This window comes from Promicromonospora sp. AC04, from assembly GCF_003058225.1.
Classification (GTDB): domain Bacteria; phylum Actinomycetota; class Actinomycetes; order Actinomycetales; family Cellulomonadaceae; genus Promicromonospora.
Map to the genome: position 1 here is coordinate 119786 of NZ_QBUG01000015.1, position 26743 is coordinate 146528.

The following is a 26743-nucleotide window of genomic DNA, read 5'->3' on the forward strand; positions in this document are numbered from 1 at the left end:
GCTGAAGTTCTCACTCTGCTCCGAAGAACGCGCGGACCCCCGCCAACGCTTCCCGGAAAGCCACAACCTCTTCGACCGTGGTGTAGACCGACGCCGATGCGCGCGCCGTGGCCGCCACGCCGAACCGGCGGTGCAGCGGCTGGGCGCAGTGGTGGCCCACCCGGACGGCGATGCCCTTGTCGTCGAGCACCTGCCCGACGTCGTGCGCGTGCACGCCGTCGACCACGAAGGAGACCACCGCAAGGCGGTTGGCCGTATCGAGCGGTCCGATCACCCGGACGCCCGGGATCTCGGCGATCTTGAGCATCTCGGCGGCGAGCTCCGTCTCGTGCCGGGCCACGCCGGCCATGCCGAGCTCGCCGAGGTACTGCGCCGCGCAGCCCATGCCGACGGCCTGCGCGACCATCTGGGTGCCGGCCTCGAAGCGCTGCGGGGGCGGCGCGTACGTGGTGCTCTCCATGGTCACCACCTCGACCATGGACCCGCCGGTGAGGGTGGGCGGCATGGCCTCGAGCAGCTCGCGCCGCCCGTACAGGGCGCCGACGCCGGTGGGGCCGAGCATCTTGTGCCCGCTGAACGCGGCGAAGTCGACGCCGAGCTCGTGGAAGTCCACGGGCATGTTCGGCACGGACTGGCAGGCGTCGAGCACGGTGAGGGCGCCGACGCGCCGGGCGGCCGCCACGAGCGCGGCGACGGGCGCGACGGCCCCGGTCACGTTCGACACGTGCCCGAAGGCCAGCACCTTGGTGCGCTCGGTGACGATCTCGTCGAGGCCCGACAGGTCGAGCCGGCCGTCGTCCGCCACCGGGATCCAGCGCAGGGTGGCGCCCGTGCGGGCGCACAGCTCCTGCCACGGGACGAGGTTGGCGTGGTGCTCGGCCTCGGTGACGACTATCTCGTCGCCGGCCGCGAGCCGGAACCGCTCGGCCGCCTCTCCCCCGCGTCCCAGGGACGCGTTGGAGAAGGCGTAGGCCACTACGTTGATCGCGGCCGTCGCACCGGGCTGCCAGACGATCTCGCCCTCGTCGGCCCCGACGAACGCGGCGACCGCCGCGCGGGCCTGCTCGAACGCCTCCGTGGCCTCCTCGGCGAGCTGGTGCGCGCCGCGGTGGACCGCGGCGTTGCGCTGCTCGTAGAAGTCCACCTCGGTGTCGAGCACGACCTGCGGTTTCTGGGACGTCGCGGCGGAGTCCAGGTACACGAGGGGTTGACCGCCCCGCACCGTGCGCTCGAGCAGCGGGAAGTCCGCCCGGACGGCGGCCAGCTCGGTCGTGGAGAGCGAGCCGTCGGCGGGCTGGACCTGCGGTGCCGGGTCTCCCGGTCGCACGGTGGCGGTGGTGGTGGTCATGGTGTCCCCTCGAAGTGCCTCAGCGGTCGGTCAGGCCGAGACCGTCTTGTTCGCGCCGACGTACTTGTCGTAGCCCTCTTCCTCGAGGCGGTCGGCCAGCTCGGAGCCGCCCTCCTCGGCGATCTTGCCGTCGACGAAGACGTGCACGAAGTCGGGCTTGATGTAGCGCAGGATGCGCGTGTAGTGCGTGATGAGCAGGATCCCGATGTCGGTGTTCTCCTTGGCCCGGTTCACGCCCTCGGACACGATGCGCAGCGCGTCGACGTCGAGGCCGGAGTCGGTCTCGTCGAGGATCGCGAAACGCGGCTTGAAGAGCTCCATCTGCAGGATCTCGTGGCGCTTCTTCTCACCACCGGAGAAGCCCTCGTTCACTGAACGCTCGGCGAAGACCGGGTCCATGCGGAGGTTCTCCATCGCGCCCTTGACCTCCTTGCCCCAGGTACGCAGGGCGGGGGCGGTGCCGTCGAGGGCGGTCTTGGCGGTGCGCAGGAAGTTCGCGACCGACACGCCCGCGACCTCGACCGGGTACTGCATGGCCAGGAAGAGCCCGGCGCGGGCGCGCTCGTCGACCTTCATCGACAGGAGGTCCTCGCCGTCGAGCGTGGCGGTGCCCGAGGTGACGGTGTACTTGGGGTGGCCGGCCAGGGCCGAGGCCAGGGTGGACTTGCCCGAGCCGTTGGGGCCCATGATCGCGTGGGTCTCGCCGCTGGCGATCGTCAGGTCGACGCCGCGCAGGATCGGCTTGGGGCCTTCCTTGGTCTCGACGCTGACGTGCAGGTCGCGGATCTCGAGGGTGGGCATATCGGTTGCTCCAGGGTTAGCTTGCGAAGTCAGTGGTTCAAGTGGTTCAGGAGACGGGGACGGTTACGTCGATGTCGACGAGCACCCGCTCGCCGTCGACCGTCACCGGATAGACGGGCACGGGGCGCACCGCCGGAAGCTGGACGGGCTGGCCGGTCCGCAGGTCGAACTGCGAGCCGTGCAGCCAGCACTCGACGAGGCAGCCCTCCACCTCGCCGTCGGACAGCGAGACGGCGCCGTGCGAGCAGATGTCGGAGATGGCGTGGAAGTTGCCGTCCGCGTCACGTGCGACGGCGACCGGGACCGGGGCGCCGTCGGCGCCGTCGAGCTCCACGAGCATCGCCTCCTCCGGTCCCAGGTCCTCGGTCATGCAGGCCAGCTGCGCGGTCATGCGGCCGGTGCCCCGGTGATCACGCTCATCGACTTCTCCAGCTCGGCCTCGATGGAGGCGAGCAGGCGCTCCTCGACGGACGGGACGCCGATCTCGTGGATGAGCTCGGCGAAGAAGCCGCGCACGACGAGACGACGGGCCTCGGTCTCGGAGATGCCGCGGGACTCGAGGTAGAAGAGCTGCTCGTCGTCGAACCGGCCGGTGGCGCTGGCGTGGCCGGCGCCGGCGATCTCGCCGGTCTGGATCTCGAGGTTCGGCACGGAGTCCGCGCGCGCCCCGTCCGAGAGGACCAGGTTGCGGTTGAGCTCGTAGGTGTCGGTGTTCTCGGCGTTCGCGCGGATCAGCACGTCGCCGACCCACACGGTGTGCGCGCCGGAGCCCTGCAGGGCGCCCTTGTAGGTCACGCGGGACTTGCACTCCGGCACCGCGTGGTCCACGAAGAGGCGGTGCTCCTGGTGCTGGTCGGTGTCCGCGAAGTAGAGGCCCACCATCTCGACGTCCCCGCCCTCGGCGGTGAACTCTGCGTCCGGCGTGACGCGCACGACGTCGCCGCCGAACGTCACCACGACGTGCTTGAGCTTGGCGTCGCGGCCCAGGCGGGCCCGGTGCGAGGAGGCGTGCACGGCGCCGTCGGCCCAGTCCTGGACGCTGACGACGGTGAGGTGCGCGCCGTCCTCGACCACGATCTCGACGGTCTCGGCGAGCGTGCCGACGCCGGCGTGGTCGAGGACCACCACGGCCTCGGAGTGCCGCTCCGCGCGGACCAGCACGTGGGCCGCGGTCGCGTCCTTCGACACGCCCTCGAGGCGCACCGAGGTGACCTCCGAGGCAACGGCCTCTGCCGGGATGGTGACGACGGTGGCCTGCTCGAAGGCGTTCCACGCGGTGACGGCGGTGCGGTCACCGGGCTTGCCGGCGGTGCCCAGGCGGGCGTCGTCGCGGGCGACGGTCTCCACCTTGACCTCGGGGGCCGGGGTCACCTGGACCGTGACGCCCGAGGAACCGAGGTCCGCCTGGAACAGCGGCTGGAGGCGGTCGGCCGGGGAGAAGCGCCACTCCTCCTCGCGGCCGTTGGGGACGGGGATGTCCTCCAGGGAGAACGACGTGCGGCGCTCTGCGCGGGAGCCCTGGGGCTTGCCGCCGACGCCGTGTGTGTGGGCGCCGTCGGCAACAGCGCGCGAGTGATCGGTCGTGAGAGTCATGTCAGCCGACGGACCCTTCCATCTGCAGCTCGATGAGGCGGTTGAGCTCGAGTGCGTACTCCATGGGCAGCTCGCGCGCGATGGGCTCGACGAACCCGCGCACGATCATGGCCATGGCCTCGGTCTCTTCCAGGCCTCGGGACATGAGGTAGAACAGCTGGTCCTCGCTCACCCGCGAGACCGTGGCCTCGTGACCCATGGACACGTCGTCCTCGCGGACGTCCACGTACGGGTAGGTGTCGCTGCGGGAGATCTGGTCCACCAGCAGCGCGTCGCAGAGGACGTTGGACGCGGAGTGGGAGGCGCCCTCGAGCACCTGCACCAGCCCGCGGTACGACGTGCGGCCGCCGCCGCGCGCCACGGACTTGCTGACGATCGACGACGACGTGTTCGGCGCCGCGTGGACCATCTTCGCGCCGGCGTCCTGGTGCTGGCCCTCGCCCGCGAAGGCGATGGACAGCGTCTCGCCGCGGGCGTGCTCGCCCAGCAGGTAGATCGCCGGGTACTTCATGGTGACCTTGGAGCCGATGTTGCCGTCGACCCACTCCATCTGGGCGCCCTCAGCGGCCGTGGCGCGCTTGGTGACCAGGTTGTACACGTTGTTCGACCAGTTCTGGATCGTCGTGTAGCGCACGCGGGCGTTCTTCTTCACGATGATCTCGACCACTGCCGAGTGCAGGGAGTCCGAGGTGTAGATCGGCGCCGTGCAGCCCTCGACGTAGTGCACGTAACTGCCCTCGTCGGCGATGATCAGCGTGCGCTCGAACTGGCCCATGTTCTCGGTGTTGATCCGGAAGTAGGCCTGCAGCGGGATCTCCACGTGCACGCCCGGCGGCACGTAGACGAACGAGCCGCCCGACCAGACTGCCGAGTTCAGCGCGGCGAACTTGTTGTCGCCCGACGGGATGACCGTGCCGAAGTACTCCTGGAACAGCTCCGGGTAGTCGCGCAGGCCGGTGTCGGTGTCGACGAAGATGACACCCTGCTCCTCCAGGTCCTCGCGGATCTGGTGGTAGACGACCTCGGACTCGTACTGGGCCGCGACGCCCGCGACGAGGCGCTGCTTCTCCGCCTCGGGGATGCCGAGCTTGTCGTACGTGTTCTTGATGTCGTCGGGCAGGTCGTCCCAGGACGTGGCCTGCTTCTCCGTGGAGCGCACGAAGTACTTGATCTTGTCGAAGTCGATCCCCGACAGGTCGGAGCCCCAGCTCGGCATCGGCTTCTTGCCGAACAGGCGCAGGGCCTTGAGGCGCTGGTTCAGCATCCACTCGGGCTCGTTCTTCAGAGCCGAGATGTTGCGGACAACTTCCTCGCTCAGGCCTCGCTGCGCGGACATGCCCGCGGCGTCGCTGTCGTGCCAGCCGTACTCGTACGAGCCGATGCTGGCGATGATCTCATCGTCGGAGCGCTGCTCTGGCGCTTGCGTTTCTGCGCTCATCACTTTCCTTCGGTGGGGGTCGTCGCGGGGAAGGTACGTGGGACGCCGACGCCCGGCTGGGCGGAGACGTTCACGGGGATGTTGGTCGTGCAGGCGAAGGCGCCGCCCGCGATGGTCGCGAGGCGCTGGACGTGCGAGCCCAGCAGCTCGCTGAACGCGCGGGCCTCCTGCTCGCACAGCTCGGGGAACTCCTCGGCCACGTGCTGCACCGGGCAGTGCCCCTGGCACAGCTGGATCGCGGGTGCCACGACGCCGGCGGTCGGTCCGGTCAGCGGCGACGGCACGGGCCGCACGGAGGCGGCGTAACCGTCGGCCGACAGCAGCTGGACGAGCTGCGCGGCCCGGCCCTCGGCGTCGGGGGCGGTGAGGTGTGGTGCGTAGCTGCGGGCGACGGCGTCGAACCGGTCCTTCGCGAAGCCGGCCACGGCCTCGCTGCCGCCCGTGTCCCGCAGGAACCGCAGGACCTGCCGGGCGATCTCCTGATAGCCGCCCGCCAGCTCGGACTGGCCGCCGCTGGTGACGACGTACCGGCGTGCGGGGCGGCCGCGCCGGGGGGTGCCGGACGGCGCTGCCTCGTGGACGGTGATCTTGCCGTCCTCCTCCAGGAGGGTGAGGTGCCGGCGCACGGCCGGGGCGGTCAGCTCCAGGATGGCGGCGAGTGCGCCCGCGGTGACCGGGCCACGGGAGGCGACGAGCTCGAGCACGTGCCGCCGCGTGGTGCCGTCGGTCTCATGGCTCGCCGCGTGATGGCTCGCCAGGTGCCCGGCTGTCACCTGTGTCGGTGCGCTCATGCTGGTCACCTCCCTCACGTCGGTCCGAGGGCGAACTTCACCCGGTAGTCACGCCTCCGCAGACGCCAATGCTTTTGAGAACATCCTTGTTCCCTAATTCGAGATGCGCAAGGAAGGCAACCCTCAGTTCGGGCCGATCGCGACACATCTCACACGCCTGGTCCACACCCAGGTCACCCCGTGCGACGACGCCTCGCGCGCCGCCGCCTACGATTGTGCGGTGCCCTTGCCCGACGCGCCCGCGATAGACACCGCGATGGATCCCGCCCAGGCGGCCACCGCGGGCGCCACCACAGCCGGTCCCGCCGGCGCCGCCGCCAGTGCCGACCACGGGTTCGCCGTGGAGGTGCGCGGCCTCGTCAAACGCTACGGCGGCCGCGCCGTCGTGGACGGGCTCGACCTGGTCGCCCGCCCAGGAGCAGTCACCGCCGTCCTGGGCCCCAACGGCGCCGGCAAGACGACCACCATCGAGTGCTGCGAGGGCCTGCGCTCCCCCGACGGCGGCAGCGTGCGCGTGCTGGGCCACGACCCCGTCGCCGACGCACGGTTCCTGCGCCCACGGGTCGGCGTCATGCTGCAGGACGGCGGCCTGCCCACCGGAGTGCGCGCCCTGGAGCTGCTGCGGCACGTCGCCGCCATGTACGCCGCGCCGCGCCCCGTGGACGAGCTCGCCGAACGCCTCGGCCTGCACGGCTTCGCCCGCACCACCGTGCGCCGCCTGTCCGGCGGGCAGCGCCAGCGGGTCGCCCTGGCCGCGGCCGTCGTCGGCAGGCCCGACGTCGTCTTCCTCGACGAGCCCAGCGCCGGCATGGACCCGCAGAGCCGGCGCGCCGTCTGGGACCTGGTGCGCGAGCTGCGGGCCGACGGCGTCGCCATCGTCCTGACCACCCACCTCATGGACGAGGCCGCCGACCTCGCCGACCACGTGCACGTCGTGGACCACGGCCGCGTGATCGCGTCCGGCAGCGTCCGCGAGCTGACCGAGGGCGGCAGCAGCGGCCCCGGGACGGTGCGCATCGAGGCCGCGCCGGGCCTGGACCTGACGGGTCTGCTCACCACCCTCGACCCCACCCCGGCCCCGTTGAGTGCTGGGTATCCGTTGGGTCAGGGGACTCCAGCCCAACAGGTACCCAGCACTCAACGAAGCGGGGACGGGTGGGTAGCCGCCGAGGCCGAGCCCGGCGTCTACACCCTTACCGGGCCCGTTGATCCGGCGGCGCTCGCGGCCGTGACCGGGTGGCTCGCCGACCGCGGCGTGCTGGCCCGGTCGGTCACGACGGGCTGCCGCACCCTCGAGGACGTCTTCCTCGACCTCACAGGGAGGAACCTGCGATGAGCGTCCAGCAGGAGCCGCAGGCCGGGCCTGTCGAGACCACACCCGCCGCCGCGCCCGCCGTCCGCCGGATCGCGGCCCAGGCCGCGTTCGAGACACGCGCCATCCTGCGCAACGGCGAGCAGCTGCTCGTGACGATAGTGCTGCCCGTGCTGGTGCTGGTGGGCCTGGTGCAGACCTCGTTCCTGGACCTCGACACGCAGGGCTACTCCCGGGTCGACTTCGTGACGCCGGGCGTGCTCGCGCTTGCCGTGATGTCGACGGCGTTCACGTCCCAGGCGATCGCCACCGCGTTCGACCGGCGCAACGGCGTGCTGCGGCTGATGGCCACCACGCCGCTGGGCCGCACCGGGCTGCTGGCCGGCAAGGTGCTCGGGGTGCTCGCCGTCGAGGTGGTGCAGGTGATCGTCGTGGCCGCCGTCGCGGTGGCCCTCGGGTGGCGGCCGGAGCTGGGCGCGCTGCCCGCCGTCGTCGGCGCCGCGCTGCTGGGCACCGCGGCGTTCACCGCCCTGGCGCTGCTGCTGGCGGGGACCCTGCGCGCCGAGGGCGTGCTCGCGGTGGCCAACCTCGTGCTCGTGCTGCTCACCGTCGGCGGCGGCGTGCTGCTGCCCGCGCAGCAGCTCGCCGGGCCGCTGGCGCACGCGGCGGTGCTGCTGCCGTCGGGCGCCCTGGGCGAGGCGATGCGCGGCGCGCTGCTGCACGGTGCCGTACCGCCGTTCTCCGTGGTGGTCCTGCTCGCCTGGACGGCAGCGCTCGGCGCGGGCGCGGCCCGCCTGTTCCGCTGGCACTGAGCCGGTCCGTCGGTTCGGAGTGACCGAGTTCGGTCCGTTGGTGCCCAGCGTGGACCGAGTTCGGTCGCTTGCTTCGAGATCGGTCCATTAATTGACCGATCTCGAAGCAAGCGACCGAACTCGGGTCGGCGAGGCAGCAAGCGACCGATCTCGCGTCCGCAACCTTGCATCCCGCCCGGCCGTTTCGTCGGGTTTGGGTAAGTAATTTCCCAAACCCATACCCGGGCGGTATGACCAATTCGTAGGGTTGGCGGGTGAAATTTGCCCATTTAGGGTTCGCTTCACCTACATTCCCCAGGGAGGCAGCGTGACTTCCACTCACAGCAACCGTCGTCGGCTGATCGTCGGCGCCGGTATCGCGATCGCCCTCGCCGCGGCCCCAGCCGCGGCGGCCATGGCGTCGGCAGCGCCGTCGGCAACGCCGGACATGGCGCATGCGCCGGTCGCCGGCACGGCGATCGAGGACTCGTACATCGTGGTCCTCAAGGACAGCGACGTCACCAAGAAGCAGGTCCGCAGCACGGCCAGCAGCCTGGTGCAGGAGTACGGCGGCGAGGTGCGCCACTCGTACACCAACGCCGTGCGCGGCTTCTCGGCGTCGATGTCGGCGGCCGAGGCCAAGCAGCTCGAGGCCGACCCGTCGGTCGCGTACGTGGAGCAGAACCGCGTGATGACGGCGACCGACACGCAGTCGCCCGTCCCCTCGTGGGGCCTGGACCGCATCGACCAGGAGGGCCTGCCGCTCGACGACTCGTACACGTACGGGAACTCGGGCACAGGCGTGACGGCGTACATCGTCGACACGGGCATCCTGACCACCCACGAGGACTTCGGCGGCCGCGCGGTCAGCGGCACCGACACCGTGGACGGCGACGACGACGCCACCGACTGCGCGGGCCACGGCACGCACGTCGCGGGCACCGTCGGCGGTTCTGCCTACGGCGTCGCCAAGGACGTCTCGCTGGTGGCGGTCCGGGTGCTCGACTGCAGCGGCTCGGGCACCTACGACGGCGTGATCGCCGGCATCGACTGGGTGACCGCCGACCACGCCGCCGGTGAGCCGGCCGTGGCCAACATGTCGCTCGGCGGCGGCTTCTCGCAGGCCGTGAACGACGCCGTGTCCGCCGCCGTCGCGGACGGTGTCACCTTCGCTCTCGCCGCCGGCAACGACTACGCCGCCGACGCCTGCGACGGCTCGCCGGGCTCCACCCCGGAGGCACTGACGGTCGGCGCCACCGAGGACACGGACGCCCGTGCCAGCTACTCGAACATCGGTACCTGCGTGGACATCTTCGCGCCGGGCAGCGACATCACGTCGGCCTGGTACACCGGCGACACCGCCACCAACACCATCAGCGGTACCTCGATGGCCACGCCGCACGTCGCGGGCGCCGCGGCGCTCGTGCTCGGCAGCAACCCAGCCGCCACCCCGGCCGAGGTCGGTGACGCTCTGACGGGCGCTGCCGTGCCGGACGTCGTGGACGACGCGGGCGCGGGCTCGCCCAACCTGCTGCTGAACGTCAGCGGTCTCTGAGGGTCAGCAACCCTCGCACCTGTCAGACCCTCAGGCCACCGGAGGTGCCCTGAGGGTCTGGCACGTCTACGGCGGAGCCTGTCGCGTTCCTGACAGCTCGTCGGGTAAGAATCACAGCGCGTGCGGGACATGCGCGGGAGGCGACGCCGCCGTCGGGCACTAGCGTGGGGACCGTGACCGCAACCGCCGCCCCCGCCTCCTGGTTCGCCGCGCTCGCCGGCCGCCTCGACCGCTTCCGCCACTGGACCCGCGCCGTGCTCATCGCGAACCTGGTCGGCCAGATCGGCATCATCGGGACCGGCGGCGCCGTGCGCCTGACCGAGTCGGGTCTGGGCTGCTCCACCTGGCCGCAGTGCGAGCCCGGGAGCTTTACGCCGCAGTTCCACGAGGCCACGACACTGCACCCGTACATCGAGTTCGGGAACCGCACGCTGACAGGCGTGCTGTCGGTCATCGCGGTGCTGGTCGCGGTGGCGGTGTGCACGGACCTGAAGCGGTCGCGGTCCTACCGCCTGCTCGGCCTGGTGCCGATCGTGGGCGTGCTGGCGCAGGCCGTGATCGGCGGCGTCGTGGTGCTGCTGGACCTGCACCCGGGCTGGGTGTCCCTGCACTTCGGCGTCTCGGGTGCCCTCGTGGCCGCGTCCCTCTACGTGCTGCACCGGCACGGTGAGGGCGACGAGGTGCCGACCCCCGTGGTGGGGCCGCGCGTGCACGCCCTGGCCTCGGCCCTCGCCGCGCTGACCGTCGTCGTGGTCGTGTTCGGCGTGCTCACCACCGGCGCCGGCCCGCACAGCGGCGACGCCGAGGTGGGCTACCGGATCGCCATCGACCCGGCACTGCTGACCAAGCTGCACGCGGTGGCGGTGTGGGCGTTCCTGGCCGTCCTGGTCACCTACCTCGTCGCCGTGCGCCGCGGGCCCGCCGCGGTGCGCCGCGCCGCGCTGATCCTGCTCGGCATCACGCTGGCGCAGGGCGCCATCGGGTACGTGCAGTACTTCACCGACCTGCCCGAGCTGCTGGTGGGGCTGCACATGATCGGCGCCGCCGTGCTGATCGCAGGGACGACGCGGGTGGTGCTGACGACGCGGGTGCGGTGAGCACGGGAGCACCTACTCCCCCGCGTGACCGGCGCCCACGAGTCCGTGGTCGTACGCGGCGATGACCAGCTGCGCGCGGTCGCGGGCATGCAGCTTGGCCAGCAGGTTGCCGATGTGGGACTTGACGGTCCCCATCGAGATGGTGAGCGCCTGGGCTATCTCGTCGTTCGAGAGGCCCCGGCCCACCTGCGTGAGTACCTCGGTCTCGCGGTCGGTGAGGACGTCCGGGCCGCGCAGGGTCTGCTGTGTCGGGTCCTGGGGTGCCGTGTTCCGCCGCGCGGGCCGGTCCAGGTAGTGCGCGACGAGGCGGCCAAGGATGCTCGGCGCGAACAGCGACTCGCCGGAATGAGTGCGGCGGATGGCGTCGACAAGCCGGGCGGGTTCGGCATCCTTGAGGAGGAAGCCGCTCGCCCCGGCGCGAAGGGCGGCGTGGACGTACTCGTCCAGCTCGAACATGCTGAGCACCAGGACGCGGGTCTCGTTCAGCACGGGGTCGTCCGCGATGCGGCGGGTGGCGTCGATGCCGTCACCGCCGGGCATGCGAATGTCCATGAGGACGACGTCGGGTCGCAGCTGCGCGGCGCGGGTGACGGCGCCCTCGCCTGTGTCGGCCTCACCCACGACGGAGAGGCCCGGTTCACCGTCGATGATGAGCCGGAGACTGTGCCGGATGAGGGGCTGGTCGTCCACGACGAGCACGCCGACCGGGGCTGTCATTGGTGCACCTTGCCGGGCTGATTGCCGGGCTGATTGCCCGGCGGTTTGCCCGGCGATACGTCCGGCCGGACGTCGGACGGGTGATCCGGCAGACGCGCGCTGACGCGGAAACCTGAGCCGGCGGCGTCTGCCTCAAGTGATCCACCGAGCGTGGCTACCCGCTCCAGCAGGCCCGTGAGGCCCTGCCCCGCGCCCGGGTGGGGCCGCCAGCCGTGCACGGGGCCGTCGTCCTCGACGATGACGACCACCGCATCACCCGCCCGGCGCACGACGACACGAGCAGCGGCGGGGCCGGCATGTCGGGCGATGTTGGCGAGAGCCTCGCGGACTATCGCACAAACGGTCAGCTGGGCACCCGCAGACACCTCGCCGAGGTCTTCGGCCGCCAGGACCGCCGTCACCCCGCCGGCCCGGGCGGAGTCGACGATGCCGGGCAGGTCGTCGAGGGTCTCGGCAGGCCGGAGCGGGGCGGTCTCGCTGCCCGGCGAACGCAGCACACCGAGCATCCGGCGTAGCTCGGTAGTGGCCGCCCGGCCGGTCCGTTCGATGTCCGCGAGCGCCTGCGTGCGCTCCGCGTCCCCGCCGGGCCCGTCGAGGGTCCGGGCGGCGGCAGCGCGCACGGTGATGAGGCCGAGCCCGTGGGAGGCGAGGTCGTGCAGGTCGCGGGCGATGCGCAGTCGCTCGGCCTGGGCCGCGCGCTCGGCGGCCCATGTGGTCAGGTCCTCCTCGTAGGCGCGCCGTTGCTGCCCGGTGCGGGCGAGCGCCCAGAGCAGCACCAGGAACGCGACCCCGGCGGCGACGAGCACCGTGGTCAGCACGGCGACGGGCTGCTCGACGCCGGTGGCCGCCAGTGCGAGGCCGAGCGCACCGAGGATGGCGGCGGCGGCCAGCCACACGCGCGAGCGCAGCACGGGTCGAGCAGTCGGTTCCACCCGCCCGAGTCTAGGTTTTCGCTCGTCGCCGCACATCGGACCTGGGTCCGACGGACCACGGTCCGAGCGACGGCGTGAAGTCCTGCCCTGGGGCCGATGACGCGGCAAGGACGGGCGGCTGGGATGGAGGCATGCTTCTGATCGAACAGCTCGTCAAGCGCCGCGGCTCTCGCACCGTCCTGGACCGGATCGGCTTTCATGCCCGGTCGGGGCGGGTGACCGCGTTTCTCGGCCCGAACGGGGCCGGCAAGTCCTCGACCCTGCGCATCCTGCTCGGCCTGGACCGCGCGGACGGCGGCCGTGCCCTGGTCCGCGGCCGCCCGTACCGGAGCCTGCGCGATCCGCTCCGCACGGTCGGATCGATGCTCGACGGGTCCGGTGCCCACCGTTCCCGTACCGCGCGGGACCACCTGGCGTGGGTGGCCCGGAGCAACGGCATCCCCGGACGCCGGATCGGGGAGGTGCTGGAGCAGGTCGGGCTCGCCGACGCCGGACGAACACGTGTGGGCCGGTACTCGCTCGGCATGGGACAGCGACTTGGCCTGGCCGCTGCCCTGCTGGGCGAGCCGGAGGCGCTCGTGCTGGACGAGCCGGTCAACGGCCTGGACCCGGAGGGCATCCGCTGGATCCGCGGCCTGTTGCGCGGCCACGCCGACGCCGGGGGAACGGTGCTGCTGTCCAGTCACCTGATGGGTGAGGTGGCGGGCATCGCCGACGACCTCGTGGTGATCTCCGGCGGCCGGATCGTCTCAGCCGGGACGCTGGACGAGGTGACCGCCGGGCACGCGAGCCTGGAGGACGCGTTCTTCGCGCTCACCGGCCGCGAGCAGGAGGCGGCGCGATGAGCTTCTGGAGCACGCTCCTGGCGGAGCTGCGCAAGACGGCGACCCTGCCGGCGAGCTGGGTCGCCGGCACGGTCACCCTGCTCGGCTCGGCGGGGATCACGGTGCTCAACGCCATCGGCACCCGCGCGGCGCTCGATGCCGGCGCGCCGGAGTCCCGGTCGTTCGTCTCCGTGTTCGAGACCGGGTACGCGGCCGTCCCGCTCGGCACCGTCGGCGCGGTGGTGATCGGTGTCGTCGCGATGAGCAGCGAGTACGCCGCGAACAGCACCGATGCCGGCAGCGGCCGGCAGGTCACCGCCACCCTGGCCGCGAGCCCACGGCGGATCGCCCTGCTCGGCGCGAAGGCCCTGACGGTAGCGCTGTTCGTCGCGCTGACCGCCGCGGTCTCCATTCCTGCCAGTGTCGGGGTCGCCCGCCTCATCATCGGCGGCGACGCCTCTGAGCCCGTCGCGCTCGACGTCGCGCTGGTCCGGTCCCTCGGCGCCACCCTCTACTGGACGCTGACCGGGCTGATCGCCTTCGCCATCACGGTCCTCGCCCGGAGCGGGATCGTCCCGCTCGTCGTCCTGATCGCCAACAGTTCGCTCGTGTCGGTCTCCATGCTGCTGACCAACATCACCCCGCTCGCCCACTGGCTGCCCGACCTGGCCGGCCGGAGGCTGTTCGGCGGGCTGTCGACGGTCGAGGGCGGCCTCGACGCCGGACCCGGCGCGCTCGTGATGGCCGCCTGGACGCTCGGGCTGCTGGCCGTCGCCGGCGTGGTGTTCTCCCGACGGGACGCGTGAGCGGGATGCGCCTGCTGAACGTCACCGCCGCCGATCTCGGCAAGCTCCGCACCCTGCCCGTCTTCGTCATTGCCGCCGTCGGTACGGCGGTGATCGGGGCAACGATGGTGGCCGCTCTCGCCGCCTACGCCGCCGAACAGGGCACGCCCGTGTCCAGCACCGACGTCACGATCCAGGCCATCCCGTTCGTGCAGGCCGGCCTGATCCTGCTCGGTGTCCTTCCCGTGGCTCACGAGCACACTGGCAGCCAGCTGAGCACCACGCTCGCCGTCGTTCCCCGTCGCGGGCTGCTGCTGGCCGGGAAGACCCTCGCGACGCTCGTCGCGGTGGCGCTCACCGCCGCCGCAACCGTCGGTGGCTCGCTGGTCGCGGCCGCGCTCACGCGGCACCTGGTCGACGCTCCGGTGGATGACGACGGCGGGGGTCCGTGGCCGGTCCTCGGCGCGACCACCTATCTCGTCCTGGTCGGGCTCCTCGCCCATGCGGTCGCCCTGCTGCTCCGGCATCTCGTTCCCGCGCTCGTCGGGACGCTCAGCCTCGTACTGATCGTCTCGCCGCTGCTCGCCGGGCTCACCGAGCACGCCCGCTGGCTCCCCGACCGCGCCGCCATGCAGCTCTACGACCCGGCCGACGCCGTGCTCACCGCGACCACGGGAGCGCTCGTCATGATCGCCTGGATAGTCCTCGTCGGCGCCCCTGCCGCCGTGCTGTTCGTCCGGTGCGATCCGTGACAGCCACCCGTGACAGCGGCATGACAGTCCCGTGCGAGCGGCCCGTGCGCACGCTTGGGTCATGAACACGAACGCGATCGAGGCACAGGGCCTCGTCAAGATCTTCGGCGACAACCGCGCCGTGGACGGCGTCGACCTCACCGTGCGCACCGGGACCGTGTACGGGGTGCTCGGGCCCAACGGCGCCGGCAAGACCACGACCATCCGCATGCTCGCCACGCTGCTGCGGCCCGACGCCGGCGAGGCGCGCGTCTTCGGCCACGACGTGGCCCGCGAGGGCTCCGCCGTCCGCTCCCTGATCGGGGTGACCGGCCAGTACGCGTCGGTCGACGAGACGCTGAGCGCCACCGAGAACCTGGTGGTCTTCGGCCGCCTGCTCGGCCTGTCCTCCCGCGCCGCGCGGGCCAAGTCGGCCGAGCTCCTCGAGGAGTTCTCGCTGACCGACGCCGCCAAGCGGCCGCTGCGCAACTACTCCGGCGGCATGCGCCGTCGGCTCGACCTGGCGGCGAGCCTGATCGCCCGGCCGCCGCTCATCTTCCTGGACGAGCCCACCACGGGCCTGGACCCCCGCACCCGCAACCAGATGTGGGACACGATCCGCCGCCTGGTCGCGGACGGCTCCACCGTGCTGCTCACCACCCAGTACCTCGACGAGGCCGACCAGCTCGCCGACCGCATCGCCGTCATCGACCGCGGCCGGGTCGTCGCCGAGGGCACCGCCGACGAGCTCAAGGCCACCGTCGGCGCCCAGTCGCTCCAGGTCGGCATCGCCGAGCCGGCCGACCTCGGTACCGCGCTCAGCCTGGTGCAGCAGGTCTTCGGCGCCGCGGGCGTCGTCGCGCCGGAGGGGCTGCGCATCACCGTGCCGGTCCCCCACGCCGAGGCGGTCGCCGACCTGCTGGTCCGGTTCCGGGATGCCGGGGTGCCGATCTCTTCGGTCAGCCTGGACAAGCCGACGCTGGACGAGGTCTTCCTGAACCTCACGGGCCACGCGGCGTCCGACGACACCACCGAGCCCGGCAGCCCTGACCACGCCCACGACGACATCAAGAAGGTGAACGCATGAGCACCGCCACCCTCGCCCCAGCGCCCCACACCGCGACGATCCAGCCGGCCCGGGTCGGCCTGGCCGCCACCGTCTCGCAGTCCTTCACCATGGCCTACCGCGGCCTGCTCAAGGTGCGGCACACGCCAGAGCAGCTCATCGACGTGACCTTCCAGCCGATCATCTTCACGCTGATGTTCACGTACCTGTTCGGCGGCGCCGTGTCCGGCAGCGTCGGCGCCTACCTGCCGCTGATCATCCCCGGCATCCTGGCGCAGACCGTCATCACGGCCTCCGTCGTGACCGGCGTCCAGCTCCGCGAGGACATGGACAAGGGCGTGTTCGACCGCTTCCGCTCCCTGCCGATCGCCCGCATCGCGCCGCTGGCCGGCGCCCTGCTCGCCGACACCGTCCGGTACGTCGTCGCGACGACCATCACGTTCCTCACCGGCCTCGTCATGGGCTGGCGGCCCGACGGCGGCGTGGGCGGCGTCGTGCTCGCCGGCCTGCTCGTGATCGTCTGCGCGTGGGCGCTGAGCTGGATCTTCGCCTACATCGGCGTGATCGCGCGCTCGGCCACGTTCGTGCAGGGCGTCTCGTTCATGGTCCTGTTCCCGCTGACGTTCCTGTCCAACGCCTTCGTCGAGGTCAGCACCCTCCCAGGCTGGATGCAGGCGTTCGTCAACGTCAACCCGGTGTCCCACCTGGTCTCCGCCGTGCGCTCCCTCGCGAACGAGGGCGTGGTCACCGCCGACGTGGGCTGGACTCTGCTCAGCGCGGCAGTGGTCGTGGCGATCTTCGCCCCGATCGCCGTCCGCAGCTACCTGCGCAAGGCCTGACCGGCACGCGCACCACGACGGAGCGCCTGGGGCTACAGCTCCAGGCGCTCCAGCGTCGTCAGGACGTGCTCGGCGAGGAGCCCGCGGTCGATGGCCGCGGCCCCGGCCCGCGCGTCCGCCACCGCCGCCGCCCCGAACCGCTCGGCAGCCGCGGCGAAGACCGGCTCGCGGCGCAGCGCCCGCAGGTCCTGCCGCGAGCCCAGCACCTCGGCCAGCGCCAGCAGCTCCAGGCCGCGGTCCGGCCCCGGCCGCCCGACGCCGGACCGCGGCTCGCCCAGGGCCAGCACCACGGCCAGGCCGAGGCACACCGTGCCCAGCACCGGGTGATCGGCGATGTTCCGCATCCACTCCCGGTACATGTGCACGGCACGACGCCGCACGACGTCGGCCACCCGGCCCGCCCGCACGTCCTGCCCCGCGCCGACCAGCCGCACCGCCCACGCGGCCCCGAGGATCACCTCCCAGGGCGCCGCCGGATCCGGGTCTGCCCCGGGCTCGGCGGCAGCCCACACGCCCACGTCATACCCCTGGCCGACGCCGTCGCCTGCGCGCACGCCCGGCACACCGGCGAACGCGCCGACCGCCTCCTCGTACCGGGCCAGCGCCTCCGCGACGTCGCCGCGGGCATAGGCGATCTCCGCGCGGCCCGCTCCGGCGACCGCACGCGACTCGACGCCACCGCGGTCGGCCTCGTCGGCGTTGCTCCCTGCCCGGTCGAGGCGCTCGCAGATCCGATCGGCCTCCGCCAGGTCGTCGACGTCGAGGGCTGCGGCGAGGTCCACCCAGTCGAGTTGCCGCAGCGCGCCGTCGGCCGCGAGCGCCGCCAGGCCCCCGCGGGCGATGCCCGACCAGCGGGCAGCGGTGAGGGTGTCGCCCGCCTCGCTCGCCACCCCGGCGAGGAACATGGCGGCCCCGGCGGGGCAGGCGACGTCGCCGATGTCGTGCGACAGGTCGTAGGCACGCTCCGCGTCGGCCAGCGCCTCGTCGAGACGCCCTGCGTTCTCCGCCTCCTGGGAGGCGGCGAGGTGGGTGAGGAACGCGACGAGCGGGTCGGCCGAGCCGGCGAGGCGGGCCACGGTCTCCGGTGTGGGAGCCAGCAGCATGCTCGCGACCGCGCGAGTCCGGTAGCTCACCGCGTCTCCGTGGTCGCGCAGCACGCGCCGCAGCCGGGCCAGCGCGCGCAGGTTCGCCGTCGACCCGGAGAACGCGGTGGTGGCCGATGCGTACGCGAGCGCGAGCGCGGTGACGTCGGCCTCGCCGGGCGGGACCGCCCGGCCGGTGACGGCGTCGAGCACGGCGGGGGCCAGGTCCGCCGCGCGTTCCTCCGCCCCGCGCAGGGTCCACGCCCCGCCGAGCGCGACGTAGCCGTGGACGACGACGTCCGGTCGTCCCGTGCGCCCCGCCGTACGGAGGGCGAACAGCAGGTTCTCGTGCTCGCGCCGCAGCTCGGCGACCGCGGCGACCTGGCCGGGTCCGAGCATGCGGGCGGTGCAGTACCGGGAGAGGCCCTTGGCCCAGTCGAGCAGCGCGTCGCGGACGGCGTCGTCCTCGCCTGCCTCCGTCAGGCGCAGGAGGCCGAACTCGCGCACCGTCTCCAGCATCCGGTACCGCACGGGGGCGGCCGGCCGGGTCGGCCCGCCGGCCGGGTCTGCTGCTTGTGCGGCGTTGTCTTCCTCGACCACGAGCAGGGACTGCGTGACGAGCCCGTCGATGTCGTCGAGCACGTCGAGCGGGGTGGTCCCTCCGGGGTCGGCTTCCGCGACACCTCCCGGCCCTGCGCCCAGACCGGCGCCCACGTCCCCGAGCCGCCCCAGCGCGGCCGCCGCCTGAGCCGACAGCCCGTCCGGCAGCACGGAGACCCTCCGCCACAGCTCGCGCTGCGAGGGTTCAAGGAGGTTCCAGCTCCACTCGATGACGGCCTCGAGCGTACGGTGCCGGTCGGGCACCGTCCGGTCGCCGCCGCGCAGCAGCGCGAACCGGGCGTCGAGGTGCCGCTCGATCTCCTCCACCGACAGGGTGCGCACGCGGGCCGCGGCGAGCTCGATCGCCAGCGGCAGGCCGTCGAGCCGGTCGCAGAGGCGGGCGACGACGACGTCGGGCAGCTGGGCGCCGGGGCGAGCCGCGAGGGCCCGCTGGCGGAACAGCTCGACGGCCGGGCCGCGGGCACCGCCGGGCGCGCCCACGTGCCCGGAGGCGAGGGGGGCCAGCGGGTACACCTGCTCGGCCGCTACCTGCAGGGGCGCGCGGCTCGTGGCCAGGATCCGCAGCCCGGGTGCGGCAGAGAGCAGGGTGTCCGCCCAGCGGGCGGCGCCGTCGGGCACGTGCTCGCAGTTGTCCAGCAGCAGGAGGGTCCGGGCGGTCCGGGCGCGCTCCACTATGCGGTCGCGCAGGTCGCCGGCCAGCAGGCGGTCGGCGAGGCGTGCGGAGCCGGCCGCCGACGTCACGCCGAGGCCGTCGGCGATCGCGAGGGCGACGTCGTCGTCGGTGCGCACGCCCGCCAGCTCGGCCACCGCTATCGAGAGCCCGCCGAGCGGGCCGGACGTCGTCCCGGCCGGGTCCGCGGCGACCGTGCGGGCCACCTCCTGGCCCAGCCGGGTCTTGCCGAGCCCGCCCGCGCCCAGGATCGTCACCACCCGGTGCCGGGCAAGCTCGCCGACGACCGCGCGCACGTCGTCCTCGCGCCCGATCAGCGGCGTGGCGGCGGCGCGCAGGCCGCGCACAAAACGGCGGGCGCCCGGCCGACCGGCTGCGGCATCGTCCGCCTCGGCGGCGCGGACGCCGCGCATCTGGGTGTCTCCGGTGTCGGGGGTCGCGCCGTCCACGCGATCGGCCGCCCGCGCGATCCGCGCGTGCAGCGCCACCAGGTCCGGGGCGGGGTCGGCACCCAGCTCGGCGACCAGGGCGTGCCGCAGCCGCCCGAAGACGCGCACCGCCTCGTCCGGGCGACCCGACGCCGCGAGCGCAGTCATGAGGTCGCGCGCCGCGTCCTCGTCGAGGGGGTTCGCGGCCAGGGCCTCGGCGCCGAGCGCGGTCACCGTCGCGTGGTCGCCGACTGCGATCGCGGCCCGACGGCGCAGGGCGGTCAGCTCGTCGCGGAGCCGTCCGGCGGCCTCCTGGAGCTCGGCGGTGATGCCTGGTGCCGCGTCGTCCAGCCCGTCACCGGGTTCGCCACGCCAGAGCGCGAGGGCGGCGTCGAGCAGCGCGGCGGCGTCGGCCGCGGGGTCGTAGGACCCGCCGTCCCGCAGCCCGTTCGCCCGCCCGTTCTCCAGCAGCTCCCGCGCCCTCGACGCTGCCGCGCGGGCGCGGTCCAGGTCGCTCGGACCGCCGAGCGCGTACCCCGCAGGCGTTGACCGCACGACGTCGGGGCCCAGCGAGCGCAGCCTGGACACGAGGTTCTGGAGCGCGGCGCGCGGGTTGGCCGGCAGGTCGTCGGCCCAGAGCGCGTCGATCAGTGCCGAGGCCGTCACCGCACGGGGCGAGGCCAGCGCCAGCAGCGCCACGAGTGCGGCGGCGCGGGTGCCTCGCGGCGCGACCGGACCGGCGTCGGACAGCACGGCGACCGGCCCGAGAACCGCCACCGCCTGCCGTTCCTCACGCGCTCCGGGCCCGTGGGCGGAGGTGACGGGCAGCATGTGCGCCACTCTAGGCCGTGTTGCAGATCGGGTACCACGCAACTGACTCGGCGTACCGGGCGCGACGAGTCAGTGGGCTGGTCGGACCAGGCTGCTGACTCGCCGCATCCGGTGCGGCGAGTCAGTCGGCCCGTACAGCCGGTCGGTACCGCCGCCGCTCAGCGCACCACCGGCAGCGCCGGCGGCGTCCAGCTCGCGAAGCGCGACATGCCGTCCAGCATGACCCGCGCGGGGAGCACGCTCAGCGCCGCGTTGCGCAGCCCGACGAGCGCCGGGTTGCTCAGCTGCTCGCCGAACCGGGCGCTCGCCCAGGCGGCGCGCAGCACGCCAGAGGTCCGGGGCCGGCGCACCTGGTCGTAGGCGGCCAGGCCGTCGACCACGGAGTCCGTCCCCGAGACCGACGCCGCCAGTACCACGGCGTCCTCGATGCCCTGGCAGCCGCCCTGGCCGACGTTCGGCGGCATGGCGTGCGCGGCGTCGCCGGCCAGGGCGACCCGGCCGCGGGCCATGCGCGGGATCGGCTTGGGGAACCCGTAGAGGTCGAGCTGCTGCACCTGCTCGGGAGTGGTCGCGGCCAGGATCTGCGGGATGGGGTCGTGCCAGCCGGCGAACGCCGCGCGGGCGGCGGCCAGGTCGGCGGCCGGGTCCCCCGTGGGGCTGCCCGCCGGGCCGACCTGCGTCGCGTACCAGTACAGCCGCCCGTCGCCGAGCGCGATCAGGCCGACCTCGCCGCCGGGCCCCCAGGTCTGGGACATCTCGGTGATCCCGGGGTTGTCGAGCACGCCGAGCCACGTCGTCGACCCGACGTAGACCGGCTCCGCCGCGTCCGGGGCGACCGCGGCGCGCAGGCGCGACCGGACACCGTCGGCGGCGACCACGAGGTCGGCGCTCAGGGTGGACCCGTCCTCGAGGGTGACCGTGGCGGGGCGTGCGGCGTCGCCCGGGTCCACGGAGAGCGCCGGGGCGCCGTAGGTGATCGCGACGTCGCCGAGCCCCCCGAGCAGCGCCTCCTGGAGCCGGGGCCGGTGGAACGCGATGGCCACGGTGCCGAGGCGCTCCGCGATCTGCTCCGCCGAGACGTGCACCAGCGCGCGCCCCTTGCCGTCGCGGAGCGTGCCGGGATAGGCCCGCTGCCCGACGGCGCGCACGACGTCGCCCACCCCGGCTGCGTCCAGGCCGCGCAGCGCGTTGGCGAGCAGCACGATGCCCGCGCCCGTGGTGCGCGGCTCGGGCGAGCGCTCCAGCACCCGCACGTCCCACCCGCAGCGCGTCAGCGCGTTGGCAGCGGTCAGCCCCGCGATCCCTGCCCCGACGACGATCGCACTCCTGCTCATGAAGCCTCCTCGGCCGGCCCATCCGGTACCTGGGCAGTCTTGCGCACCGGGCCCAGGTGAATCAGTTAAGTCCGTTGCCTGCGCGGGCCCGCACGCCGACCGTCTGAGGTGTGCCCGCACCGCGGGCGCCGTTCGACGACGCACGCACCGGAGGCCACGCCATGAACCGAGTCCGAAGGCGGAGAGTCCTAGCCGCCGCAGCACTGGCAGCACTGTCACTGGGCGCCCTGGGGGTTCTGCCCGCGACCGCGGGCCCGGCAGGCGCCGACCCGGACCCCGTCGCACAGGCCGCGCCCCGGGCCGTGGCCGGCGAGTACGCCGACCGGTTCCTGGAGCTGTACGAGAAGATGCACGACCCGGCCAACGGCTACTTCTCGGCGCAGGGCATCCCCTACCACTCGGCCGAGACGCTCCTGGTGGAGGCGCCGGACTACGGCCACGAGACGACGTCGGAGGCGTACAGCTTCTGGCTCTGGCTGGAGACGTCCTACGGCCAGATCACCGGCGACTGGGAGCCGTTCAACCACACGTGGGACACGCTCGAGGCGTACATGATCCCCACCACCGAGAACCAGCCCACCAACGGCGCGTACAACCCGGCGTCACCGGCCACGTACGCCCCGGAGCACAACCACCCGAGCGCCTACCCGGCGCAGCTCGACACGGGCATCGACGTGGGCCAGGACCCGATCGGCGCGGAGCTCCGCCAAACCTACGGCACCAGCGAGATCTACGGCATGCACTGGCTGGCCGACGTCGACAACGTGTACGGCTTCGGCGCCGCGCCCGGCTCCTCCGAGCTGCTGGGCCCGGACTACGAGGGCACCTCCTACATCAACACCTTCCAGCGTGGCCCGCAGGAGTCCGTCTGGGAGACCATCCCCCAGCCCGCCATCGACGACTTCTCCTACGGCGGCCCGAACGGCTACCTGGACCTGTTCACCGGTGACGCGAGCTACGCCCGCCAGTGGAAGTACACCAACGCGCCCGACGCCGACGCCCGCGCCGTCGAGGCCGTGTACTGGGCCAAGCAGTTCGCGAACGAGCAGGGCGCCGGCGGCGAGATCTCCGGCACCGTCGACAAGGCGTCCAAGATGGGCGACTACCTGCGGTACTCGCTGTTCGACAAGTACTTCAAGGAGATCGGCTGCGAGTCCACCGGCTGCTCGGCGGGATCCGGGCGCAGCTCGGCGCACTACCTGCTGTCCTGGTACTACGCGTGGGGCGGCGCCCTGGACACGAGCGGCCCCTGGGCGTGGCGCATCGGCTCCTCGCACGCGCACTTCGGCTACCAGAACCCGCTGGCCGCCTACGCCCTGTCCACCGACGCCGACCTGGTTCCCGCCTCCCCGACCGCGCAGGACGACTGGTCGACGAGCATGGACCGGCAGCTCGAGTTCTTCCAGTGGCTGCAGTCGGCCGAGGGCGGCATCGCGGGCGGCGCCACGAACAGCGTGGACGGGTCCTACGGCTCGCACCCGGCGGGCGCGCCCACGTTCTACGACATGGTGTACGACGAGGCGCCCGTCTACCACGACCCGCCGTCGAACCAGTGGTTCGGCATGCAGGGCTGGGGCGTGGAGCGGATCGCCCAGCTGTACCACGAGACGGGTGACGAGCGGGCCCGCGACATCCTCGACAAGTGGGTGCCCTGGGTGCTCGACGAGATCACGGTGACCGCCGACTCGTGGCAGGTGCCGTCCGAGCTGGCCTGGACCGGCGCGCCCGAGACGTGGAACCCCGCCAGCCCCGGGGCCAACACGGGCCTGCACGTCTCGGTCACCTCGCACGGGCAGGACGTCGGCGTGGCCGGCGCCATCGCCCGCACGCTCATCTACTACGCCGCGGCCTCCGGCGACCAGGAGTCGGCGGACACCGCCAAGGCCCTGCTCGACGCCATGTGGGAGCAGAACAGCGACGAGAAGGGCATCGGCACGGTCGAGTCCCGCGCCGACTTCGGCCGGTTCGACGACGAGTACCAGGCCGGCGGCCAGGGCGTCTACGTCCCGGGTGGCTGGACCGGCACCTACCCGAACGGCGACCAGGTCTCGGCCGGCGTCTCGTTCCTGGACATCCGGTCGTTCTACGAGGACGACCCCATGTTCCCCGAGGTTCAGGAGTACCTGGACGGCGGCGACGTGCCGCAGTTCACCTACCACCGCTTCTGGGCGCAGACCGCTGTAGCGACGGCCATGGCGGAATACGACCGCCTCCTGGGCGCGGGAGCGGAGGCAGCCGCGGAGACCGACTGACCCCGCGCAAGCAGAACGCTGGCGAAGTAGAACCGAAGCCGAGGCTGGGGTTCTACTTCGCCAGGGTTCTACCTCGCCAGAGGAGAGGGCGGAAGGTCAGACCTCCGGGGTCCAGAGGTCCTCGCCGTTCGGGGGCGTGCCCACCGCGCCGGCGCCGACGGGGACGGCCTCCGGGAGGTCGCCGAGCGCGCGCTGGGCCACCGCACCCGACGAGAAGTTCGCGTAGCACTCGGGGCAGTACCAGTCCGGCGTCGGGACGGGGGTGTCGAAGCCGCCGTACACGACGTCCGGCTCCAGCTTCATGTTGTCGTGGATCGCCTGGCCCCACACAATGCGCTTGGTGGCGCCGCGCTGACCGCACGACGGGCACGCCGGGCGCATCTGCGCGCGCTGCGACAGCACCGCGTGCGGGTGCAGCAGCGCGTGGCACGGCGCGCACAGCAGGAAGGTCTGCTCGATCAGCTCCGCGAGGGGGCGCTCGCCGGTCTGGCCCTTGTGGGCGCCGTCGTCGTGCGGGTGCAGCTGCATGACATCGACGAACCGCTCGCACGAGGCGCAGCGCTCCTCGCGGCGCAGGTCCGTGCCCGCCACCTGCTTGTGCCCCAGGAGGCGCAGCACGTGCAGGTTGGGCGACAGCTCGTCGGTCTCGCAGTTGCCCGCGTCGAGCGTGCCGGTCGCGCCGTGCTTGTACTGGTGGGCGATGCCGTCGAGCACGAGGCGCGCGTGCTCCTGCGGCAGCCAGCCGGAAGACCGCGCGTACGCGGCGGCGCCGTTGAAGAGGTCGTCCCAGACCACTGGCTTGTCCGGGCCGAACACCTCGTCGCTGACCCAGTCCTCGCCCTGGCTGGTACCCATGAGCTCGACCGCGGCGACGATGCCCGGTTCGGAGCCCACGACGGTGACGACGACGTCGCCGCGCTGCGGGCCGTCCGCACCACCCGGCAGGCGGTGCTCGTGGCTACGGCTCGCGATGGCGACCGCCTCGCCCAGCCAGTCCTCGGACCAGTTCAGGTAGACGGACGGAACGAGCCAGGCGGGAAGGGACGATACGTTGGGAAGCATGTCGGGTTCGCTGGTCACGCGGGGAGAATAGCGCAGCCCGATGACGTCGTTATGACACGCCCGGTGAGCGATCCGCGCGGCTTACCCGAACTCGACCACCACCTGGTCGTACCCGAACGAGGACAACATCGCCTCGAGGGTCGAGACCGTGCTGGCGCGGGCGCGTTCCTCCAGCTCGGAGTCCGCAGCGGCGGCCGAGATCTGCTCCTCCGCCGCGGCCAGCGCCTCCTGGCGGGCGTCGGTGTCGGTGTCGAAGAAGTCACCCACCCGGTCCACCAGGCCGCGGTCCTCCGACAGGGCGTGGCTGGCGTCGAGGTCGATGCGCGGCTCGGCGAGCTCCGGCTCCGGCAGCGTGACCGTGACCGTCGCGCCGTCGTCCGAGATCTCTATCGCGTCCTCGTCCAGGCCGGTGAAGTCCACGTACGCCTCGACGGAGCCGTTCACGACGAGCACCGTGCGCTCCCCCGCGAGCCAGCTCGGCACGTACTTGACGTCCTTCTCCAGGTCGACGAGCACCTCGTACTGCGCCTCGCCCGCCACGAACCGCGCCAGGTCCTTCATGCTGAGCAGCACCGGCGTCTCCGACCGGTCGACCTCGCTCGTCGTGAACGGATTGAGGCCCTCCAGCAGCACCCGGAGGAAGGCGTCGCGGAAGTCGTCGCGCAGCACCGACAGCACCCCGCCGACCAGACCGATCGTCAGCGCCACGCCGACGAGGAACCCGAGCACGCCCGCCAGCCAGGCCGGCATGCGGCGGCGCGGTGCGGTCCCGTCCGCCGTCGGCCCAACACTCTTGCCCGACGGCGGTCCCACCGCGCTGGCCTGCGAGTCCACCTGCTCGGTATCAGCCCCGGTACTGGTCATGACGAGCGCCCCCTCCTGGAGATATGTCCGACATATCTCCCGGACCCGAAGGCTAGCGCCCCTCACCGACACGCGCCGCTCGGCCGGCCACAGCCACAGCCACAGCCACGAAAGTCCGCTTCCACCAAGCAGTTGAGCCTGCATTCTCCGCGCGGAGCATGCTCAACTGCTTGGTGGAAGCGGACTTCTCCGAGATCGGTCGGTTGCGGCGCCTCCGCGACCCGACACTTTGCCCAAGATCTACTGGGCCCCTACCCTGCCGACCGCGGTCAGGTCTTGCGGTACTCCCACGGGGAGTCCACCGGGCGCAGCGTCTCCCAGTCCGACGCCCGCCCGATCGCCGCCGCCAGCACGCCCGCGATCGTCGCCGCGTTGTGCAGCCGGCCCGCGAGCGCCAGCGCAGCGGCCTCCTCCAGCGGCACCGGCACCACGACCATGTCGGCTTCCTCGGCCTCGCGCGTGTGCCGCTCGTCGTCGGGCACGGGCGTGAGGTCGCGGGCCAGGTAGACGCGGACGGCCTCGTTGCTGCCGCCCGGCGTGGGCAGCAGGTCGAGGAGCACGTCCCAGGAGCCGGCGTTCATGTCCGCCTCCTCGGCCAGCTCGCGGGCCGCCGCGACGTGCGGGTCCTCGCCGTCGAGGTCGAGCAGTCCGGCGGGCGCCTCCCAGAGGAAGGCGCCGACCGGGTGCCGGTACTGGCGCAGGAGCAGGACGTCGCCGTCGTCGTTCAGCGCCACCACGACCACCGCCCCCGGGTGGTCGACATACTCCCGGCGCACGATGCCGCCGGCCTCGCCCAGGTCGACCTCGTCGGAGACCATGTCGACCACTACGCCCTGGAACGGCACGTCCAGGCGCCGCGCGGGGCGCCGGTCGATGACGTCGGTGACCTCGTCGGTGGTCATGCTGTCCCCTCGCCGCATGAGCCTGCGACTCCGCTCCGGGCGGGTGCCTCGTTCCTCGGCCCCCACGCTGCGCTGCG

The 26743-nt window shown here is 72.7% G+C and carries 23 protein-coding genes; 10 read left to right on the top strand and 13 right to left on the bottom strand.

Translation table 11 applies throughout. From position 1 onward, the window contains the following. Positions 1–10 precede the first annotated feature (10 nt). Genes C8K30_RS28715 through C8K30_RS28740 form a run of 6 tightly spaced genes read right to left on the bottom strand, consistent with a single transcriptional unit; the run spans position 11 to position 5971 of the window. The gene (locus C8K30_RS28715) at positions 11–1348 is read right to left on the bottom strand and encodes a SufS family cysteine desulfurase (RefSeq protein ID WP_233257546.1); all 1338 of its coding nucleotides are present in this window, start codon (positions 1346–1348) and stop codon (positions 11–13) included. A gap of 30 nt (positions 1349–1378) precedes the next feature. Beyond that, positions 1379–2149, bottom strand: coding sequence for a Fe-S cluster assembly ATPase SufC (gene sufC / locus C8K30_RS28720; protein WP_108496318.1), 771 nt, complete (start codon positions 2147–2149; stop codon positions 1379–1381). A gap of 46 nt (positions 2150–2195) precedes the next feature. Then, a complete protein-coding gene (locus C8K30_RS28725; RefSeq protein ID WP_108496319.1) occupies positions 2196–2540 on the bottom strand; it encodes a non-heme iron oxygenase ferredoxin subunit in 345 nt (114 codons plus the stop codon). After that, on the bottom strand, positions 2537–3742 hold the full coding sequence (sufD, locus tag C8K30_RS28730; protein ID WP_108496320.1) for a Fe-S cluster assembly protein SufD: 1206 nt from the start codon (positions 3740–3742) through the stop codon (positions 2537–2539). The genes C8K30_RS28725 and sufD overlap by 4 nt, the downstream gene beginning before the upstream one ends. A gap of 1 nt (position 3743) precedes the next feature. Next, positions 3744–5180, bottom strand: a complete 1437-nt coding sequence (gene sufB, locus C8K30_RS28735) for a Fe-S cluster assembly protein SufB (RefSeq protein WP_108496321.1) — start codon at positions 5178–5180, stop codon at positions 3744–3746. Next, a complete protein-coding gene (locus tag C8K30_RS28740) occupies positions 5180–5971 on the bottom strand; it encodes a metalloregulator ArsR/SmtB family transcription factor (protein WP_199230749.1) in 792 nt (263 codons plus the stop codon). The genes sufB and C8K30_RS28740 overlap by 1 nt, the downstream gene beginning before the upstream one ends. A gap of 220 nt (positions 5972–6191) precedes the next feature. On the opposite strand from C8K30_RS28740, the gene C8K30_RS28745 reads away from it, so the two are divergent. The 4 genes from C8K30_RS28745 (at position 6192) to C8K30_RS28760 (ending at position 10726) form a co-directional block, all read left to right on the top strand. Continuing rightward, entirely contained in the window at positions 6192–7307 is a 1116-nt protein-coding gene (locus tag C8K30_RS28745; protein ID WP_233257547.1) for an ABC transporter ATP-binding protein, read from the top strand. Continuing rightward, positions 7304–8095 carry an ABC transporter permease gene (locus C8K30_RS28750; RefSeq protein WP_108496322.1) on the top strand — a complete coding sequence of 264 codons (792 nt, stop codon included), beginning with the start codon at positions 7304–7306 and terminating at the stop codon, positions 8093–8095. Before C8K30_RS28745 ends, C8K30_RS28750 begins: the two co-directional genes overlap by 4 nt. Before the next feature lie 307 nt (positions 8096–8402). Continuing rightward, positions 8403–9629, top strand: coding sequence for a S8 family peptidase (locus C8K30_RS28755; RefSeq protein WP_108496323.1), 1227 nt, complete (start codon positions 8403–8405; stop codon positions 9627–9629). 173 nt (positions 9630–9802) lie between these two features. Beyond that, on the top strand, positions 9803–10726 hold the full coding sequence (locus tag C8K30_RS28760; RefSeq protein ID WP_108496364.1) for a heme A synthase: 924 nt from the start codon (positions 9803–9805) through the stop codon (positions 10724–10726). Between the two features lie 12 nt (positions 10727–10738). Here C8K30_RS28760 and C8K30_RS28765 read toward each other — a convergent pair whose 3' ends face one another. Together C8K30_RS28765 and C8K30_RS28770 are read right to left on the bottom strand one after the other, a co-directional pair. Further along, entirely contained in the window at positions 10739–11443 is a 705-nt protein-coding gene (locus tag C8K30_RS28765) for a response regulator transcription factor (protein WP_108496324.1), read from the bottom strand. After that, positions 11440–12375 (bottom strand): sensor histidine kinase, encoded by a 936-nt coding sequence (locus C8K30_RS28770; protein ID WP_199230750.1) that lies wholly within the window; start codon positions 12373–12375, stop codon positions 11440–11442. Before C8K30_RS28770 ends, C8K30_RS28765 begins: the two co-directional genes overlap by 4 nt. Before the next feature lie 131 nt (positions 12376–12506). Here C8K30_RS28770 and C8K30_RS28775 point away from each other — a divergent pair, with 131 nt between their 5' ends. From C8K30_RS28775 to C8K30_RS28795, 5 genes are all read left to right on the top strand, one after another. Continuing rightward, positions 12507–13220 carry an ABC transporter ATP-binding protein gene (locus C8K30_RS28775; protein WP_108496326.1) on the top strand — a complete coding sequence of 238 codons (714 nt, stop codon included), beginning with the start codon at positions 12507–12509 and terminating at the stop codon, positions 13218–13220. Next, a complete protein-coding gene (locus tag C8K30_RS28780) occupies positions 13217–14005 on the top strand; it encodes an ABC transporter permease (protein ID WP_108496327.1) in 789 nt (262 codons plus the stop codon). Before C8K30_RS28775 ends, C8K30_RS28780 begins: the two co-directional genes overlap by 4 nt. Continuing rightward, on the top strand, positions 14002–14736 hold the full coding sequence (locus tag C8K30_RS28785; protein ID WP_146197636.1) for an ABC transporter permease: 735 nt from the start codon (positions 14002–14004) through the stop codon (positions 14734–14736). The genes C8K30_RS28780 and C8K30_RS28785 overlap by 4 nt, the downstream gene beginning before the upstream one ends. Before the next feature lie 61 nt (positions 14737–14797). Then, the gene (locus tag C8K30_RS28790) at positions 14798–15802 is read left to right on the top strand and encodes an ATP-binding cassette domain-containing protein (RefSeq protein WP_108496329.1); all 1005 of its coding nucleotides are present in this window, start codon (positions 14798–14800) and stop codon (positions 15800–15802) included. Beyond that, entirely contained in the window at positions 15799–16620 is an 822-nt protein-coding gene (locus tag C8K30_RS28795) for an ABC transporter permease (RefSeq protein ID WP_108496330.1), read from the top strand. The genes C8K30_RS28790 and C8K30_RS28795 overlap by 4 nt, the downstream gene beginning before the upstream one ends. A gap of 32 nt (positions 16621–16652) precedes the next feature. Here C8K30_RS28795 and C8K30_RS28800 read toward each other — a convergent pair whose 3' ends face one another. Together C8K30_RS28800 and C8K30_RS28805 are read right to left on the bottom strand one after the other, a co-directional pair. Further along, complete coding sequence (locus tag C8K30_RS28800; RefSeq protein WP_108496331.1) at positions 16653–20252, bottom strand: BTAD domain-containing putative transcriptional regulator; 3600 nt, start codon at positions 20250–20252, stop codon at positions 16653–16655. A gap of 158 nt (positions 20253–20410) precedes the next feature. Then, a complete protein-coding gene (locus C8K30_RS28805; RefSeq protein ID WP_108496332.1) occupies positions 20411–21586 on the bottom strand; it encodes an FAD-dependent monooxygenase in 1176 nt (391 codons plus the stop codon). Positions 21587–21747: 161 nt separating this feature from the next. On the opposite strand from C8K30_RS28805, the gene C8K30_RS28810 reads away from it, so the two are divergent. Next, a complete protein-coding gene (locus C8K30_RS28810) occupies positions 21748–23838 on the top strand; it encodes a glycoside hydrolase family 48 protein (protein WP_108496365.1) in 2091 nt (696 codons plus the stop codon). A 96-nt stretch (positions 23839–23934) separates the two neighbouring features. Here the strand turns inward: C8K30_RS28810 and C8K30_RS28815 are convergent, their stop codons facing one another. The 3 genes from C8K30_RS28815 to C8K30_RS28825 form a co-directional block, all read right to left on the bottom strand. Further along, positions 23935–24918, bottom strand: a complete 984-nt coding sequence (locus tag C8K30_RS28815; protein ID WP_233257548.1) for a hypothetical protein — start codon at positions 24916–24918, stop codon at positions 23935–23937. 63 nt (positions 24919–24981) lie between these two features. Continuing rightward, the gene (locus C8K30_RS28820) at positions 24982–25764 is read right to left on the bottom strand and encodes a DUF4230 domain-containing protein (RefSeq protein ID WP_158281159.1); all 783 of its coding nucleotides are present in this window, start codon (positions 25762–25764) and stop codon (positions 24982–24984) included. 269 nt (positions 25765–26033) lie between these two features. Beyond that, positions 26034–26666, bottom strand: coding sequence for an NUDIX domain-containing protein (locus tag C8K30_RS28825; RefSeq protein ID WP_108496334.1), 633 nt, complete (start codon positions 26664–26666; stop codon positions 26034–26036). Positions 26667–26743 lie beyond the last annotated feature (77 nt).